Annotated in this window: 7 protein-coding genes; 2 read left to right on the forward strand and 5 right to left on the reverse strand. The window is 68.2% G+C overall.

What is annotated here, in order from left to right; genetic code table 11:
• Positions 1–64 precede the first annotated feature (64 nt).
• Positions 65–388, forward strand: coding sequence for a DUF4286 family protein (locus BLU29_RS05130; protein ID WP_091055660.1), 324 nt, complete (start codon positions 65–67; stop codon positions 386–388).
• Here the strand turns inward: BLU29_RS05130 and BLU29_RS05135 are convergent.
• The 5 genes from BLU29_RS05135 to BLU29_RS05155 all read right to left on the reverse strand — a co-directional run bounded on the left by BLU29_RS05135 (position 385) and on the right by BLU29_RS05155 (position 15,244).
• Positions 385–3,639 carry a TIR domain-containing protein gene (locus BLU29_RS05135; protein ID WP_091055662.1) on the reverse strand — a complete coding sequence of 1,085 codons (3,255 nt, stop codon included), beginning with the start codon at positions 3,637–3,639 and terminating at the stop codon, positions 385–387. The genes BLU29_RS05130 and BLU29_RS05135 overlap by 4 nt on opposite strands.
• 99 nt (positions 3,640–3,738) lie before the next feature.
• Entirely contained in the window at positions 3,739–7,032 is a 3,294-nt protein-coding gene (locus BLU29_RS05140; protein WP_091055663.1) for a TIR domain-containing protein, read from the reverse strand.
• Positions 7,029–10,457, reverse strand: coding sequence for a TIR domain-containing protein (locus BLU29_RS05145; RefSeq protein WP_157693641.1), 3,429 nt, complete (start codon positions 10,455–10,457; stop codon positions 7,029–7,031). Before BLU29_RS05145 ends, BLU29_RS05140 begins: the two co-directional genes overlap by 4 nt.
• A gap of 1 nt (position 10,458) precedes the next feature.
• A complete protein-coding gene (locus BLU29_RS05150) occupies positions 10,459–12,813 on the reverse strand; it encodes a TIR domain-containing protein (RefSeq protein ID WP_091055667.1) in 2,355 nt (784 codons plus the stop codon).
• A gap of 1 nt (position 12,814) precedes the next feature.
• Entirely contained in the window at positions 12,815–15,244 is a 2,430-nt protein-coding gene (locus BLU29_RS05155; RefSeq protein ID WP_091055668.1) for a TIR domain-containing protein, read from the reverse strand.
• A gap of 221 nt (positions 15,245–15,465) precedes the next feature.
• Between BLU29_RS05155 and BLU29_RS05160 the strand changes: the two genes are divergently transcribed.
• Complete coding sequence (locus BLU29_RS05160) at positions 15,466–17,352, forward strand: TRAFs-binding domain-containing protein (RefSeq protein ID WP_091055670.1); 1,887 nt, start codon at positions 15,466–15,468, stop codon at positions 17,350–17,352.
• Positions 17,353–17,387: the final 35 nt, after the last annotated feature.

Consider the following 17,387-nt stretch of genomic DNA (forward strand, 5'->3'; position numbering starts at 1 on the left):
TATTTTGACTTCCCGTGGTTTGAATCTGACTTCTGTCCTCTGTCTTCCGTCCTCCGCTCTCCCCATGCCCGCCATCCTCTACACCGTCCGCACCACCTGCCCGTCCGTCCAAGTCCGCGGCCGCTACCTCGCATGGCTTTCGCCCAATCACGTGATCGAGGTGATGAAAGGCGGCGCCACGGGCGTGCGCATCGTGTTGCCCGACCGCGCCAGCAACACCGCCCCGGCCGTCGTGGAGACGCAATATGTTTTCCCCTCGCGCAAGGCATTTGACGATTACGTCCGCCTCCACGCCCCGACCCTGCGCGCCGACGGCCTGAAGCACTTCCCGCCCGACAGCGGCATCACCTACGAGCGGCAGGTCGCCGAGATCGCGGCCGAGTTCTAGGGCTGCTTCAACTGGTCGTCCGCGAGGCCAAGCTTGCGCACCAGCACCGGCCAGCGTGGATCGGAATACAGCGGTTCCAAATACCAGCTGTTGATCAACCACGCCATGCTCGGGTCTCGTGAAGCGGCTGCTCTTTCCAGTGCGGCGAAGGCCCGGTCTTTCTCACCCAGGCAGGCACACAGCCATGCAATCGACTGCTGCAGGTCGGCGAGATCGCCATCGGCGCGGGATTCTCCCTCGAGCTGGGCAAGCTGATCACGGGCCACCTTCTCCTGTCCGCGGGCGAGGGCCAGGAGGCCCTTGGCGTTGATCCGGTCGATCCCGTCTCGGTCCTGGGCGATTTCGGCCTCGGCCTCGGCATAACGCCACTGGCCGATCAGGCCCCACGCCAGAATGCTACGGTAGCTGGACCCGCCGGGCGCCAGCTGCAGGGCCTGGCGCGCCGTCCGTTCCGCCTCGGCCCAGTTTTTATTCATGTAAAACATGATACTCAGGTCGATTTGCGTAGAGGCATTGAGCGGGTCGAGTTCCACTGCTTGTTGGGCCAAACGATAAGCCTCTTCCGTCTTGCCGATGTTGAACAACAGGACTGCGGCGCCCGCCAGTGCGTCAGGCTGGTTGGGCTGCAGCTGGAGCGTGCGGCGGAAAGCCTGTTCGGCCCCGCGCCAATCCCACTCGGCCGTGCGCAGAATCCAGCCCAGCGCCAGCAACACCTCCGGCGATTCGGGTTCGAGGGCCCGGGCCTTGTCGATTGCCGCCCGGGCCGCCGCCCAGGCCTGCAGGGTCGGGGTGCCGCCCCAACGCCCGAGCCGCGTATGTGCGCTGGCCAGCTGCACCCACGCGGCCGTGAAGCCCGGCTCGATCGCCACCGCCTTCTCGAAGTGCCCGACGGCCGCCCGCAAATCGTTGTTGCTGGCCTTGGCGAACAGCGCCTTCCCGGTGAGATACTCCTGATAGGCCTCCAGGTCGACCGTCGGGCGGGCCGCCACCATGCCCATCTTGAGGGAAAGATTCTTCGCGATCAGCCCGGCGATCTCGTCCTGCACGGCGAAGATGTCCTTCAGGTCGCGCGTGAAGGTATCGCTCCACACGTGGAAGCCGTCCGCCGCCTTGATGAGCTGCGCCGTGATGCGGACCTTGTCGCCTTGCCGACGCACGCTGCCCTCGACGACGTAGGCCACGCCGAGCTGCCGCGCGATCTCCGGCACCGGCACCTCTTTGCCCTTGAAATAAAACGCCGACGTCCGCGCCGAGACCTTCAGCCCGGGGATCTTCGCCAGCACATTGAGCAGCTCCTCGCTGATGCCGTCGGAGAAATACTCGTTGGCCTTGTCGTCGCTGAGGTTCGCGAACGCCAGCACCGCAACGGACTTGCCATCGCTGCTTGCCTGGGCCGGGGCGAGAGCGGCGAACTCCTGCAGCAGCGCGCGGATCCCGGGCGCGTCCAGCCCGCCGCTGAAGCGGGGGTCGAGCGCGAACGAGGCGGGCGTGAAGGGAAACGCCGATTTCTCGGCGAACAGCTTCCGCACCCAGGTCGCCATGGCGCTGTAGTCGCCGAGCAGGCAGCGGACCTGGGCGATCTGGATAACGAGCGAACCACGGTAGACATTGGCCGCGCGGCCGCTCACCAACGGCTCGACGAGGGCCAGCTCGCTGCGGGCCGCGTCGGCTTGGCCGAGGCAGGCCAGGGCCACCGCCAGCACGGCATGCAGCTCCTCGTTGTCCGGGTCCGCGGCCAGGTGCTCGCGCAGCAGGCGCTCGGCCTCGCGGAACTGCGCGTTCGCGGCGTCGGCCCGGCCAGCCCGCGCATGGGCCATGCCGGCAAGCAGCGCCTTCGGTCCGTGGAACGCCCGGTCGAAGAGAAAATTCTCGGGCAGGCGGGCGAGCTCCTGCAGGGCGTCGTCCCACCGGTGTCCCGCCATGGCCACCAGCCAGCGCGCATGCACCACGCGGTGCACCGTGCTGCCACCGGCCGGGATCCCCTGCAGAATCTCGCGACTCCGGGCCAGGTCGGCGCGGAGATAGTAGCTCGACTCGAACAGCGTGTAGCGCGCCCTGATCCCCGTGATGCCGTCATCCCGGGCCGCTTCGGTCGCAAACTGTTCCGCCTGGTCGGGCCGCCGCGCGACCATGTTCAGCTGCGCGAGGATCCAATTGGGGAATCCGGCGTGCGGTTCCGCCTCGATCCAGGCGTGCATCTCCCGCTCGGACTCGGCGAAGTCATAGGACAGCCAGCGTGAAACCCCGCCGCAATACCTCGTCAAGGGGCTCGCCGGGAGCGCCCCCACCGCGCGATCAAGCCACGGCCGGCAGGCCTGGGCGTCGCCGCCGCGGCTGATCATCGCGACGAGGTGCATCCCCATGGCCAGGCTGGCGAGGGGCGACTGCGGGGCGAGGCGCAAGGCGCGGTCGGCGTCGTTCTTGCCGGCCTCCAGCGGCTTGGTGCCCGCGTCGAAATTGCGCGTGACCTGCAGACTCTCGATGAGGCTGCGCAGCGCCCAGGCGTCGGCGTTGTCCGGGTCGTCCCGGATGATGCGGTCGAGCCGCGGGGCCATCGCCTGGAAATCCTCCTGCTGCCACCGGTCGGGCACGATCTGCCGCCGCAACTGCTCCGTTTCGGCCTGGGTGGAGGAGGCGGATGGCGCGACGACCGGCGGCGGTTCCTTGCGCCCTTCCTTCATCACGAGGAGCAGCGCCATCGTCACGCCGAAGATCGGCAACACCCACCACCACCTGGATGGGCCGCGGCTTCCTGGAGGCGCGGCGACCTCGCCGCGTGTTTCATGTCCCGGGCGGGGTCGCCCGGGCTCTATTTCCGCGCCGCTCAATAGCTTCCTGACCCTCGCCGTGAACGCCGGCGGCGTTTCGCCGCCGGGCAGGCGCGTCCATTGCACCTCGGTGAACGAGTCCGGCACATGGGCCTCGGCGTCGCGCGTGTCGTCGATGACCACCGGCAGCAAGAATGCCCGGCCCGTTGCCATCAGGTGCGTGCGCTGATCAGCCAGCCGCCACTCCAGCCGGAAATAGCCCTCGGTGCGCTGCTGCGTATTCGCCGAGATGATCGGGATCAGCAGCGCGCATTCCTTGATCTGCTTCCGGATCTTCGCATCCCACGCGTCGCCGCCGACCAGCTCGCTCTGGTCGAACCACACTTCGACACCGGCCGCGCGCAGGGCATCGGCAATGCGTTTCGCCGCCTCGGAATCTTGAGACGCATACGACAGGAAAACCGCTTTGCCCGGTTCACTCATGCCTGCCCTCCGATTTCAGACGGCGTCCTGCCTGCCGGGCCGTAGCCTTGGCGAAGGCCGGCGACGCGTAAGAAAGGAAGACGGCTTTGGTGGCGTCGCTCATTCCTTGGCTTTCCGTTCCTGTTGCAGGCGGACCAGGGTCTCACGCGCGACCTTGTATTCCTCCGCGCAATCGAGCTTCACCAGCAGCTGTTGAAAGCGCGGATCGTCGCGCCATTCATCCCACATCGGATCCCAGTAAAACACATACCGCATGATCGGGAGGGTGCGCTCCAGGTAAGGCGCCGCCTCGGCCCAGCGGCCCAGTGCCGCCAGCACCGCGCCGCGCTGGTAACTGTCCGCGCGGAAACCCGGCAGGACGCGGGCGGCGTGATCAGCTGCTTCGGCTTCATGTCCGTTCCGCCGGAGCACATAGATGGCTTCGGCATCAGCCGTAAGACGCAGCTCACGCGTTTGCCCGGCCAGGGTTTTTCTCGCCCGGGCCACCGCTTCCTCGCCACGGTTCAGGCGGAACAGGCAGAGCGCCGGGCCGGCTTGCAACGTCGGCCGGTCGGCCAGCAGCGCCGCGGCCCGTTCGTAGGCGACGATCGCGTCGGCATACCGGCCCGCTTCCATCAGCATCCGCCCGTGGGTGCCCACCGCGATGCCGGACAACGGATCGAGTGCGACCGCCCGGCCGATCTCGGTGAGCGCCTGGTCGATCCGGCCCCCGGTTTCATAGACCAGCGACAGCCAGTGATGCGGCAGCGCATAGTTCTGGTTCAACGACAGCGCCTTTCGGAAGATCTCCTCCGCCTCGGCCGGGTGGCCCTCCCAAATGCGGATGAGGCCCAGGGCGGGATATGCCTCCGGCATCGCCGGATCCAGGGCGATGGCCCGCTCCGCCTCGGTCCGGGCCAACCCGATGGAGGAATCGAGCACGCCTTCGTAGGCCCGGTAACCGGCCCGGGTCGCCAACACATCGGCCAAACCCGCATGGGCGGCGGCGAATTCCGGGGCGAGCGCAATCGCCCGGCGGAATGCCGCCTCGGCCCGGGTGAATCCGTCCTCCGAGCGCAAGTTCCAGAAATGCCGCCCTTCAAGCACCAGCCGGTGCGCCTCGGGGTCCACTTCACGCCGGACCTCGGCCGTCCCGAGCTTGAGCTGGAGATTCCGCGCCACGAGGCCGGCGATCTCATCTTGCACGGCGAAGATATCCCTCAGGTCGCGGGTGAAAGTGTCGCTCCACACGTGGGCATCGTCTGCGGCCTTGATGAGCTGCGCCGTGATGCGGACCTTGTCGCCGGATTTGCGCACGCTGCCCTCGATCACGTAGGCGACGCCGAGTTGCCGGGCGATTTCGGGGATGGAGGTGTCCTTGCCCTTGAAGTGGAACGACGACGTCCGCGCCGTCACCTTCAGCCCAGGGATTTTCGCCAGCACGTTGAGCAGCTCCTCGCTGATGCCGTCGGAGAAATACTCGTTGGCCTTGTCGTCGGAGAGATTCGCGAACGCCAGCACGGCGACGGATTTATCGTCGACCTTGGCCCCGGCCGGCTGGTCGGTGGTTGCGGTGAATGGCTTCATGCCCGCGGGCAAGGTCTCCCGGAGCAAAGCCTCCAGCCGCGGATCAGCGCGGAGGGGATCGAATTCAGGACCGGAGCGGGCGAAAAGATAGAGCATCCGGTGGCCGTGAGGTCGCCGGAGTTCGCCCGCCAGCCGGTCCAGGACCTCGTCATTGCGTCCGCCCAAATGCAGGATCGTCAACCCTTCCCACCAATCCCATCTCCCGGGGGCGACGGGGTTGTAATTGAGGTAAAGTCGCAGCGCTTGCCCGGCGGCCTCTTTTTCCCCGAGCAGCGCCTGCAACACGGCGACCCAACCGAGGGACTCGGCGTCAGCGGAATTTGACTTGAGCCTTTCCTCCACCGCCTGCAACGCACCGTGCCATTCGCTCCGGGCCGCTTCCGGATGTGATAACATCTGCTGGGCATGGCCGGTCCAATATTGCCGGGGGTAGTTGACCCCCCCGATCGAGACGAAGGGATTCGCGAAGGCGCCGAGCAATTGCAGGATCCGAGGTGCATCGCGCTGGACCACCGCCAGCCGCAAGGCGATGCCGGCCGCGTCATCGTTCAGCAATTCCGTCGGGGTCAGCTGGCCGACGGCCGCTTGCGCGGCGGCCATGTCCCCGAAACCGAACAGCTCCACGTTGGCCTTGAGGACGAAGGTCAGCGCGTCGTGCTTTTCCGCCAGCAGGCGGTCCGCGACCTTGTCCGCCTCCTGAAATTGACCGCCGAAAAAATACGCCCAACCGGCATCCAACGGCTGCTTGACCCGCAAAAAGACCGCCGCGGCGTCGGCAAAGTGATTCTCGTCCTGCAGTACCCGGCCGAGTTCCTGCCCGAGGACGTCGTCGGCCGGTCGTTCCTGCCAGAGCTCCCGATAAATGTGTTCCGATTCGGCCAGCATGTCCGGCGACCCCGGGAGAAATCCGGCCACCACCGCCCGGGCATGCCGGGCCTCGAAGGAACCGGGGGCGAGCGCGAGGGCCCGTTGCGCCCGCTTGGCCGCAGACTGGCGTCGCCCCTCGGAAATATCAAACCCCCGGTAGACCATGAAGGCATCCACCTGAGCAGAGGTGGCGAGCACCTCGGCGTCCGTCGAGTCGAGCTTCAGGGCCTGTCCGGCCAGATCATCCGCCGCGGCCAGGGTTTCACGACTGACGACCCGCCCCGCGGCGAGCAGGGCGCGAGACTTCGCCGCCAGCTGGCGAGTCGCGGAAAGAGGAGCGACGGCCGGAGTCGCGTCGGGTTTGAGCGACATCCGCCAGAGTACGAGTCCCGCCGCCGCCAGCAAGGCGATCCCCAGGGGCAGGAGCCAGACAACCCGGCGTTTCGACGCCGGCAAGACCCTGGCCGAACCGAGCCCGGCGTTACCAGGATCAGCCGCCGTCTGCTTCAGCGCTCCGGTGCGGTGCGACCAGAGTTTCAGGAAACGCTGCAGCACCTCGGACGAAATATTCCCGCCCGGCAGCTTGGTCCATTGCACCGTGCGAAAGCGGTCCGGCACCAGTGCACCGGATTCCTTGGTGTCGTCGATGACCACGGGCAGGATGAAAGCCACGCCGCTGGCGATGCCGCGGGCGCGCTCGGCGGCGAGATCCCACTCGATGCGGAAATAGCCCTCTTCCCGCGCCTGCGTGTTCGCCGAGATGACGGCGATGAAGAGCACGCACTCCTTGATCTGCCGGCGGATCTTGGCGTCCCATTCGTCGCCGTGCTCCAGCCCGCCCTCCGCATCGAACCACACCTCGACGCCCGCGGCGCGCAGGGCATCGGCGATGCGCTTCGCCGCCTCGGCGTCCTGCGAGGCGTAGCTGAGGAAGACGGCTTTGTTCTCCGCGGCGCTCACAGTTTGTTCAAGCCCGCGCGGGCGTTGCGCTGGCGGAGTTCATAGAGCTCCTTCAGCTTGGGCTGGTCGAGAATCGGCCGGGTCTTCGGGTTGGCCGCGATCACGTCGAAATCGATGATTTCGTTCCAAACCATCGCCTCGTCGTAGCGGTCGTAGCCGCGCTGCAGCCAGATGCGCGCCTGATCGGCCTCCCCCAGCAGGAGGTAGCAGTAGCCGAGGTAGGAGGGCGAGGCGCTGGCTCCCTCCGCCAGCGGCACCGCCTGGGCGAGCAACCGGTGCGCCTCATCGGGCTTTTTTTCCAGGATCGCGCAGTAGGCTCCGAGCAGGAGCAGCATCCCCTCGCCTTCGTGAATATTCTGCCGGGCCGCCGCCAGGGTCCGGCGCATCAGGTCCAGCCGGCCGGCCCGCCCGGCGGCCAGGATCGCGGGCATGTAGCTGTCCACGTTGTGCGGCGCCAGACCCACGCAAATCTCGGACCAGTGGATGGCCTGGTCGTAATTGCCCCCCACCAGATTGCTGTAGCTGAGGTCCCAGTGGCTGTTGGGACTGAGCGGGTCGAGTTCCCATTCCCGCTGCTTGGCGCTGAGCGCCTGGGGATAGTCGCCGACGTAGCGGTAATAGTCGCCGAGGCAATTCCAGTTCCATGGGTCGTTGGGCGCCAGGTCCCGGGCGCGCAGCACCTCCGCCAAGCCCTCGCTCCACCGCCATTCAAACTGGAACAGCTCCCACCCAATGACCGCATGGGCCGCGGCGTTCTGCGGATCGAGCGCGAGCGCCCGCCGCGCCGCCTGCAGCGCTCCGTCCGTGATCTCCCGCGCCTTGACCCCGCTCAGGTAGGCGTAGTTGGGCAGCACCACGCGGGCCTGCGCCAGGCCGACCAGGGCCGGCACGTAGTCCGGATCGATCGCCAGCGCGGCCTCGAACAGGCGGATGGATTCCCGCAGGTTGGCCTCGCCGCGTTTGGCGAACGCCCCCTGCGCCTGCAAAAAAAACGTGTAGGCCTCGATCTTGGTCGTCGTGGCGTGCGGCAGTTCCGCCTCGCCCAGCAGGCTGCCCTTCACGACGCCGAGGATGTTCTTCGCAATCTCGTCCTGCACGGCGAAGATGTCCTTCAGGTCGCGGTCATAGGTCTCCGACCAGACATGGAAGCCGTCGGCCGCCTTGATGAGCTGCGCCGTGATGCGAACCTTGTCGCCGGCCTTGCGCACGCTGCCCTCGACGACGTAGGCCACGCCGAGCTTCTGCGCGATCTCAGGGATGGGCTCGTTGCGGCCCTTGAAATAAAACGACGAGGTCCGGGCCGCCACCTTCAGCTTCGGCACCTTGGCCAGCACATTGAGCAGTTCCTCGCTGATGCCGTCGGAAAAATACTCGTTGGCCTTGTCGTCGGAAAGATTGGCGAAGGCCAGCACGGCGACGGATTTGTCGTCAATGTTCGGCGTGGCCGCGGCGGATTTCTCCCCCGGCTCGGCCAGCAATGCCTGGATTTCCGGGTCGCCGCGGAACGGCGCCATGCGCGGGTCGAACTTGAACCGCATCCGGAGCGCCGCCCGCCCGCCCGCGGCCGTCGTGTCCGGCGCGCCCTCCCCCAGTCTTTGTGCCTCCGTCCGGTCCCACGCCACCGCCTTGGCCGGCGTCACCGCCTCGCGGATGAGCGCGAGCGCGGTCGGGCGGTCGCCGATGAGCAGGCAGCTGGGAATCGCCGAGAACCACCAGTCGGAAAGCTGGGCGAACTGGTAGGGCCGGCGGATGGACTCCAGCCGCGTGCGGTTGAGCGTGCGGGCGTCCTCGTCCCGGCCCAGGCCGTGCGCGATCCAGACCTCGAGCGAGCGCAGCGTGGCGTTGCCCGGGGTGCGCGCCTGCCGGGCGCGCAGCTCGGCCAGCGCCGCCTCGTATTTCAACCGGGCGAGCTCGGGCTTGCCCTGCTGCTCCAGCAGCTGCGCCGCGAGCAGCGCCTTGGGCCCGATGTAGTCGAAATCCTCGATCCAGTTGCTCGTCAGGTCCTCCAGCGCGATCCGGCCCTCTTCCCACTGCCCGGTCGCCATCGCGTAGGCCCAGCGGCTGAACACGACCCGCTCCAGCGAACGCACGCGCCCCGGCACCCGCTCCAGGAGCGCCTTCATTTCCGCCGGATCACCGCGCCCCCAGAGCGCGATGCGCGATTTCCAGACGATGGCGTTGGCGATCGGGGTGATCGCAATGGTGCGGTCGAGTTCCTGCTCCATCTCGGCGATGCGACCGACGTCGCGATAGTGGCGGGCGAGCTCGTAGTGCGCCAGGGCGTCGCCGGGAAAAAGCGCCGCGGTTTTCTCCGTGGAGGCAATGGCGTCGGCCGCCGGCACCTGCGGGTTGTTGAACATCGCGTTGTCCCGTTGCCGGTAAATAAACGGCTCGGCCGGCCTCAATGCGATGGCTTTGTTGAGCAACTCGATCGCGCGCGCCTGGTCGGAGCGGGCGACGAACGACCCCAGCGCGGCCAGAGCCTCGGCGTCGTTCGGGGCGAGCTGCACGGCCCGCTCCGCGTAGCGGCGGGCCAGGGCGATGCGCTCGTCCGAGCGGTCGAAGCCGCGCTGCAGGAACGCTCCCTGCGTGCGCGCCATGACGATCACCGCCTCCGGATCGGTCGGCCGCTGCGTAAGGGCGCGGTTGGCAATCTCCTCGGCAAGCGTGAAGTCCTCCGAGTTGGCCTCGGAGCCGTTGAGCAGGTCCATCGCGCGCCGGAGCTCCGGGTCTTTTGGCCAGTCGCCGGGCAGGGGGGCCGCGGGCGGCGTGACGGCCTGCGCGAGCTTCTGCGTATCGGCCACGATCTTCGCGATCTCCTCCGGGCTGCGCCGGGGCTTGAAAATCAAATATGCCACGCCCACGGCCAGCACGCCCAACACCAGCCAGGGCCAGATCGGACGGGATCGACCCGCGCCGCGCGGTGTCTCGCTACCACCCGATCCATCCGCCACCACTTCGGCCGCCGCCGGCTTCAACATGCCGGCGCGGTGCGACCAGAGTTTCAGGAAGCGCTGCAGCACGTCGGGCGGCACGTTGCCACCGGGCAGCTTGGTCCATTGCACGCTGCGGAATCGGTCGGGCACCAGCGCGCCGGGTTGCCTGGTGCCGTCGATGACGACCGGGAGGATGAAAGCCACGCCGCTGGCGATGCCGAGGGCGCGCTGCGCTGCCAGTTCCCACTCGATGCGGAAATAGCCCTCTTCCCGCGCCTGCGTGTTCGCCGAGATGACGGCGATGAAGAGCACGCACTCCTTGATCTGCCGGCGGATCTTGGCGTCCCATTCGTCGCCGTGCTCCAGCCCGCCCTCGGCATCGAACCACACCTCGACGCCCGCGGCGCGCAGCGCATCGGCAATGCGCTTCGCGGCCTCGGCATCCTGGGAAGCGTAGCTCAGGAAGACGGCCTTGCTCGTGTCGCTCATGTTAGAAGAGCGGCGCGTTGTTCTTCGGGTCGTTGAGCAGCGCCTCGAAGCGCGGATCGCCGTGCAGTGGCAGCCAGAGAGGGCTGGATTTCGCCGAGTAGATGTTCTCCCCGAAGGGCGTGCGGAGGAGCCGGGCGAGCTCGGCGAGGGCCGCCTCCTTGTCGCCGGTCCAGGCCAGTGTGGAGGCGTAGACCAGGCTGATGCCGGGACCAGCCACGGCATCGCCCGCCTCGGGCACCAGCTCCATCGCGCGGCGAGCCGCGCGCAACGCCTCGTTCTTGCGGTCAGTAAGGACATAAATCCCGGCCAGCGCGTCCCAGGCGGTCGCGGACGGCTTGTTCTCCAAGTCGGCCTGCACCGCGGGCAGGGCCGCCTCGGCGCGCACCCGGGCCGCCGCCTGGTCGCCATGGGCGGCGAGGGCGAAGGCCATCGTGAGATCCTGACCCCAATGCGGGAAAGAGGGGTTCTCGAAATAACGCTCCACCCCGTCGAGCCGGATCGCCTCGGTCCAGTCCCCGATCTGCACCGCCCATTGCTTGCGCCCGAAGTTGACGATGGAAACCTCCCCGGCCGTCTTCGGTTTGGTCTGGGTCAGCAAATCCGTGCACTCCTTCGTGGAGCCGCGCGCGAAGAACGGAATCTGCACGAGGTTGGCCTCCTCGATCGGATCGCCGGGCGTGAGATCGATCACGCGCCGCTGCAGGGCGGCAGCCTCGTCATAGCGGTCGAGACCCTGCATCAGCTGCTGGAGCGTGCGCAGGTAGCGAAGGTTCCTCGGTTCGATCTCGACCGCGCGCTGCAGTTCGGCGAGCCCCTCCTTGAAGCGACCCTGCCGGCGGTGGATGAGCCCGAGCGAACCGAACACGCTGGCGTCGTTGGGCCGGAGCACGGCGAGGCGCTCGTATTGTTCGCCCGCCCGGACGTAGTCGCGGTAGCCGTAATAAAAATAGTCGCCATAGCTCTCAATGACCTCGGGCGCGTCCGGCGCTAGGCGCACGGCGGTCTCGATGGCCGCCTTGGCCTCCGCCAGGCGCTGGGGCGATCGATCCAGCTCGTTAAAGTAAAGGAAGACGATCTGCCGCCCGAGTTCGCCCCAGGCGGCGGCGAACCTGGGATCCAGCGTCACGGCCTGCTTGAGGAGGGATTCGATGGTGCGGGACTCCAGCAATTGAGTCGTGCCGCTGAGCGCCATCTGGCGCGCCTTCACGTAGGCATCGTAGGCCGCCAGGTTCTCCGTCGGCCGGCGCGCAAGCAGGACCTTCTCCTCCGGCGAGAGCGCAGCCTTGAGGGCGCCGGCGATTTGCGCCGAGAGCTCGGCCTGGATCGTGAAGATGTCGGTGAGGTCGCGGTCGTAAGCCTGCGCCCACACATGCTCGTCGGTCGCGGCGTGGATGAGCTGGCCGGTGACGCGCACCTTGTTGCCGGAACGCCGCACGCTACCCTCGAGGATGTAGGCGACGCCCAGTTCCTGCGCGATCTGCCGCATGGATTTCGTCGTCGTGCGGTAGGGCATGACCGAGGTGCGGGAGACGACGCGGAGTTCACGGACCAGGGCGAGATTGGTCAGGATGTCCTCGTGGACGCCGTCGGCGAAAAAGCCGCTCTCCTTGTCTTCGCTCATGTTGGTGAACGGCAGGACGGCGATGGACTTGTCGCTGAGGGCGGGAGCCGCCGGGGCCGGCTTGGGTGTCGCCACCGTCACGGGAGCCGGCGGCGGGACGACCGGTTCGGGCCGGCGCAGGAACATCACGCCGACACCCACCGCGACCAGCACAGCCGCCAGCACACCCCACATCCAACCCGGCACAGCCGGCTTGGCTTTTGCCGCCGCCTCCGCCGCCGCCTTGGCCTGGGCCGCCTGCTTGAATTCCGGCGGCAGGGTCGGCGGCCGCGGCAGATCGGGTTTCAGCGCCGGCTTTCTCGGCGCGTCGAGCAGCCGCTTCACCTGCTCGATGAACGCGGTGGCGGGTTCGCCCCCGGGGAGCCGCGTCCATTGGGATCGGCTGAAGGAGTCGGGCACCACGGCGCCGGCTTCCGGCGTGTCGTCGATGACGACCGGGACAATGAACGTCTTGCCCGCCGCCATGAGGTGCGAGCGGTCGTCGGCGAGCTTCCACTCGAGCCGGAAGTAGGCCTCGTCGCGCGACTGGGTGGTCGCGGAGATGACGGGAATGAAAAGGGCGCAGGCCTTGATCTGCCCGCGGATCTTCTGGTCCCACTGATCCCCGCCCCGCAGCTCGCTCTGGTCGAACCACACCTCGAGGCCAAAGCCCCGCAGCGCCTCGGCGATGCGGTGGGCCGCATCGGCATCCTCGCGGGCGTAGCTCAGAAAGATGGCTTTGGTCGGGTCGGCCATGTCAGTAAAGCGGCGCGTTGTTCTTCGGGTCGGCGAGCAGGGCCTTGAAGGTCAGGACGTCCTTGAGCGGCGCAAACCACGGGCCGTTTTTCAGCCAATTGACATTGGGCTGCCCGCCCGTGGCGAGCAGCTGCTTCAGCTCGGCGCAGGCGGCCGGCTTGTCGCCGGTCCAGGCGAGCACAAAGGCCAGGGCCAGATGCGGGCCACGGGCCGAGAGCGCATCCACCGCCTCCGGCAAGATTGTCCGCGCCTGCTGGGCCGCGGCCAGCGCCTCCTTCTTGTGCCCGAGCAGTGCCTCGATCTGCGCCAGCTGGGACAGAACCACGGCGTTCTGCGGCTCGTTCATCAGCCGGGCGCGCAACTCGGCGGGGTATTTCTCCACGCGCTTCCGGGCGCCGGCGATGTCGCCCTGTGCCGCCATGACGACCGCGTTGTTCCAGGCATACTCCCCCGGGGATCCGCCGCCGCTGCCCAGACCCGGAGCCCACGCATCCGGGTGTTCCCGGTCGAGGTGGGCCACGGTGGCCAGATCGCCCTTCATCGCCGCCCAGAGCTTGCGATAACCGGCTGCGGTCACCGGGTCGGCCCGCCCGGCGATCGGACCGGCCAGCAACTCGTCACCTTCCTTGGTCGAGCCGTTCATGAAATATTTCAGCCGCGCCACCTCGAACGATTCGCGCAGGGACTCGGGCAGCAGGCGCACGCGGCGCTCCTGTTCGGCCATCGCCTCCGGATAGCGCCGCATGGCGACCATCGAGATCATCAGGTTGCGCGCGTGCTCCGCCGAGCCGGGATCGAGCTCGAAAGCCCGGCGCAAGTTGGCCAGCGATTCCACCCACTTGCCCTGCCGCCGCTGGACCAGGCCGGTCATGAAGGGCCCGAAGTAGAAATTGGGCCACAGCTGGGTCATCCGGCCGAATTGCTCGAGCGCGTGCGGGTAATCGCGCAGACCGTAATAGAAATAGGCGCCGGTGCACAGGATCACATCCGCGTTGTCCGGATCCAGCCGCCGCGCCGTGTCGATCGCCGTCCGGGCCTTGGCCAGCCGGGCTTCCGAGGTGTCGAGGGCATTGAACCGCATCTGGGCGTGGACCACACCCAGGTTGGCCCAGGCACTGGCAAAGGCGGGGTCGAGCGTGACGGCCTTTTGCAGCATCGTCTCCTCCGTGTCCAATTCCTGCCGGGTGTCGTTGCCGTTGCGGTCGATCTGCCGCGCCCGCAGCAGGAGATCGTAGGCCGCGGGATTGGTGGCCGCCGGATGCTCCAGCCGCGCCTTTTCCTGGGGCGACAGGGCGGCGGAAAGGGCCTTGGCGATTTCCTGCGCCAGCTCGGCCTGGATGGCGAAAATGTCGGTGAGGTCGCGGTCGTAATTTTGGGCCCAGATATGCTCGTCGGTGGCGGCATGGATGAGCTGGCCCGTCACCCGCACCTTGTTGCCGGCCCGGCGCACGCTGCCTTCCAGCACGAAGCTCACCCCGAGCTTTTGGGCGATCTGGCGGATGTTCTCCGTCTTGCCGCGATACTCCATGACCGAGGTGCGCGAGACAACGCGCAACGACGCGATGTGCGCGAGGTTGGTGAGGATGTCCTCGTGGATGCCGTCGGCGAAATAGCCGCTGTCCTTGTCCTCGCTCATGTTGGTGAACGGGAGGACGGCGATGGATTTTTCGCTCGTGGTCCAGGCTGGGGGCGCGGGCGCAATGGGGACAATGGGCGCGGGTTTCTTGACGGCGACGGGCCGCGGCGGCGGCGCGGGCGGTTCCGGCTGGGGCCAGAACAAGTAGCCGCCGACCCCGACTCCGATGATGGCGACGGCCACCAGGCCCCAGAGCCAGGCGGGGCGGCCGGATTTCCTGGCGGACGCGGGGGTCTCGGGTGCCACCGGCGCCACGGGCTTGGGGGCGGGCGGCGGCAGCGCGGTCATGGGCGGCCGCGTGCGCGTCGGAGCGGTGGTGAGCTTTGCGTCCATCGGCGCCAAGGACGGCCGGCGGCGGTTGCCGCCCGCCAGCAGGTTTTTCACCTGTGCGACAAAGTCCGGCGTAGGCAGCGCGCCCGCCAGCCGCGTCCATTGCACGCGCATGAATTCATCCGGCACGAGCGCCTCCGTCCCGGCCGTTTCATCGATCGCCACCGGCACCAGGAAGGCCACGCCCGCCGCCATGTCATGCGTGCGCTCCACCGCCAGCTTCCACTCGCGGCGGAAATAGCCCTCGGGCCGGTCCTGCGTGTGCTCGGACACCACGGCCAGGAACAGCGCGCACTCGCGGATCTGCTTTTTGATCTTCGCGTCCCACGCCTCCCCGCCCCGCAGTTCCTCCTGGTCGAACCACACCACGACGCCCTGGCTGCGCAATGCATCGGCGATGCGCCGGGCCGCGTCCGTGTCCTCGCGGGCGTAACTCAGGAAAACGGCTTTGGTCGGCTCGGACATGTTCAGTTAAGGGGCCGGAACCATGCGCCGACGCCGGAGGCCCGCATCGCTTCGGCGATGCGCCGGGCCGCGTCTGTGTCTTCCCGCGCAAGGCTGGGAAAAACGCCGCCGGGCGAGTGTGTGTTGTCCGGCATAAGTCCCCGTAGTTCATGGCGGTTATGCTTAGTCCTTGCCAGCCCAAACCCTCACTGACACCCGTTGAAATACCTCAGTAAGGCCGAATGCCCTCTCCCGTCCCCACAGTGAAGCCGGCGCTGACCGCGACCATGAGCAGCGCCGAGGTGATCGGCGCGATCCGCGGCCTGATCCGGCGGGGCCAATACCTCGCCGCCTACGACGTCGCGGAGGAGGCGGCGACGCATGAGTTTCACCCCCCCTTCACCCCCGTCGCCCGGGCGGAAATCCAATATCTGCGCGTGCTGGCGCTGGCACGGTCCGGCAATTCGAAGCGCGCGGCGGCCGAGGCGGCCAGCCTCCAGACCACCCTGCCCGCCGACCAGTTGCCCCCGGCGCTCGCCGAGGACATCGCCGCCCTTTCCGCCCGCATCGCCAAGGACCGCGCGCTGCAGGCCGCCCCGTCCGAACGCCCGCCCCTGGCGGCCGCGGCCGCCGCCGCCTACGAGGACGTTTACCGGCGCCTCGGCCGTTCCTATGCCGGCGTCAATGCCGCGACCCTCTGGCAAATCGCCGGGCGCCAGACGCAGGCCCACGCCCTCGCCCGCGATGTGCTCAAGGTCGTCGCCCGGGAAACCGCGGCCCTCACCGGCCCCGCCGACTCCGGCCATTACTGGGCCTGGGTCACCAAGGCCGAGGCGCTGCTCGTCCTCGGCGACACCGACGGCGCCATCGCCGCGCTGCAGACCGCCGCCGTGGGGGCCCAGGACGACCTCGGCGCGCACGCCACCACCCGCCGCCAGCTCCGCTTCCTGTGCCACGCCGTCGGCGCCGACCCCGCGCCGATCCTCGAGGTCCTGGCCCAGCCCGAGGTGATCCATTTTTGCGGACACATGACGGCGCCACCGGGGGGGCGCGCGCGGTTTCCCCATGAGCAACAACCGGCCGTGGCGGCGCAGGTGCGCGCCAGCCTGCAGGCCCACCGGGTCGGCTTCGCGCACGGCTCGCTGGCCAGCGGCGCCGACATCATCATCGCGGAAGCCGCGCTGGAGCTTGGGGTCGAGCTGCACCTGGTGCTGCCCTTCTCCATCGACGAATTCATCGCCATCAGCGTGGAGCCCGCCGGCCCCGACTGGGTCGCACGTTTCCGGCACTGCCTCGGCGCGGCGACCTCGGTCACGATCGCCAGCGACAGCGCCTACAACGGGGACGACGTGCTGTTCTCCTACGCCGGCCGCATCGCCATGGGCCAGGCCATGAACCGCGCGGCCAGCATCGACACCCGCGCCTGGCAGCTCGCCGTGTTCGACGGCGACGAGTCGAGCGACAAGGCCGGGACCGCGCACGACATGCAACAGTGGCGGCTCGCGGGCGGCACGACCGAGGTCATCCCCGTCCGCTCGACGCGCACGACCACGACGGCGCCCTTCGTCGCGGTCTCCTCCAAGCGCGTCATCCGCGCGGTGCTTTTCGGCGACTTCAAGGGCTTCAGCCGGCTGCACGACGAGCACATCAAGCTTTTCCTCGCCACCGTCATGCAGCCGGTGGCGGAGGTGCTCGACCGCTACGGTGAACACGTGATCGTGCGCAACACCTGGGGCGACGGCCTGTTCGTGGTGATCGACAACGCCCTGAACGGCGCCCGCCTCGCGCTCGACCTGCAGGAACGCCTGCAGTCGGTCGACCTCGCGGCCGCGGGCCTGCCGGCCGACATGGGCCTCCGGCTCGGCGGCCACGTGGCGCCGCTGGTGCCGGTCTATGACCCGGTGCTGCGGCTGCCCATGGTGATGGGCCGCGGCCTCACGCGCGCCGCCCGCATCGAGCCCCGCACGCCGACGGGCGAGGTCTACGTGACGACCGGTTTCGCCGCGCTGCTGCGGCTGGAGCCGGACAGCGGCGTGACCTCCGAATACGTGGGCCACCTCACGACGGCCAAGAATTTCGAAACCACGCCGATGTATCTCCTGCGGCGCCAGGACGGGGCCCGCGGCTGAGCCCGCGCCCTCACTTCACCAGTCGGCCCGGGCCC

Source organism: Opitutus sp. GAS368 (genome assembly GCF_900104925.1).
Classification (GTDB): domain Bacteria; phylum Verrucomicrobiota; class Verrucomicrobiia; order Opitutales; family Opitutaceae; genus Lacunisphaera.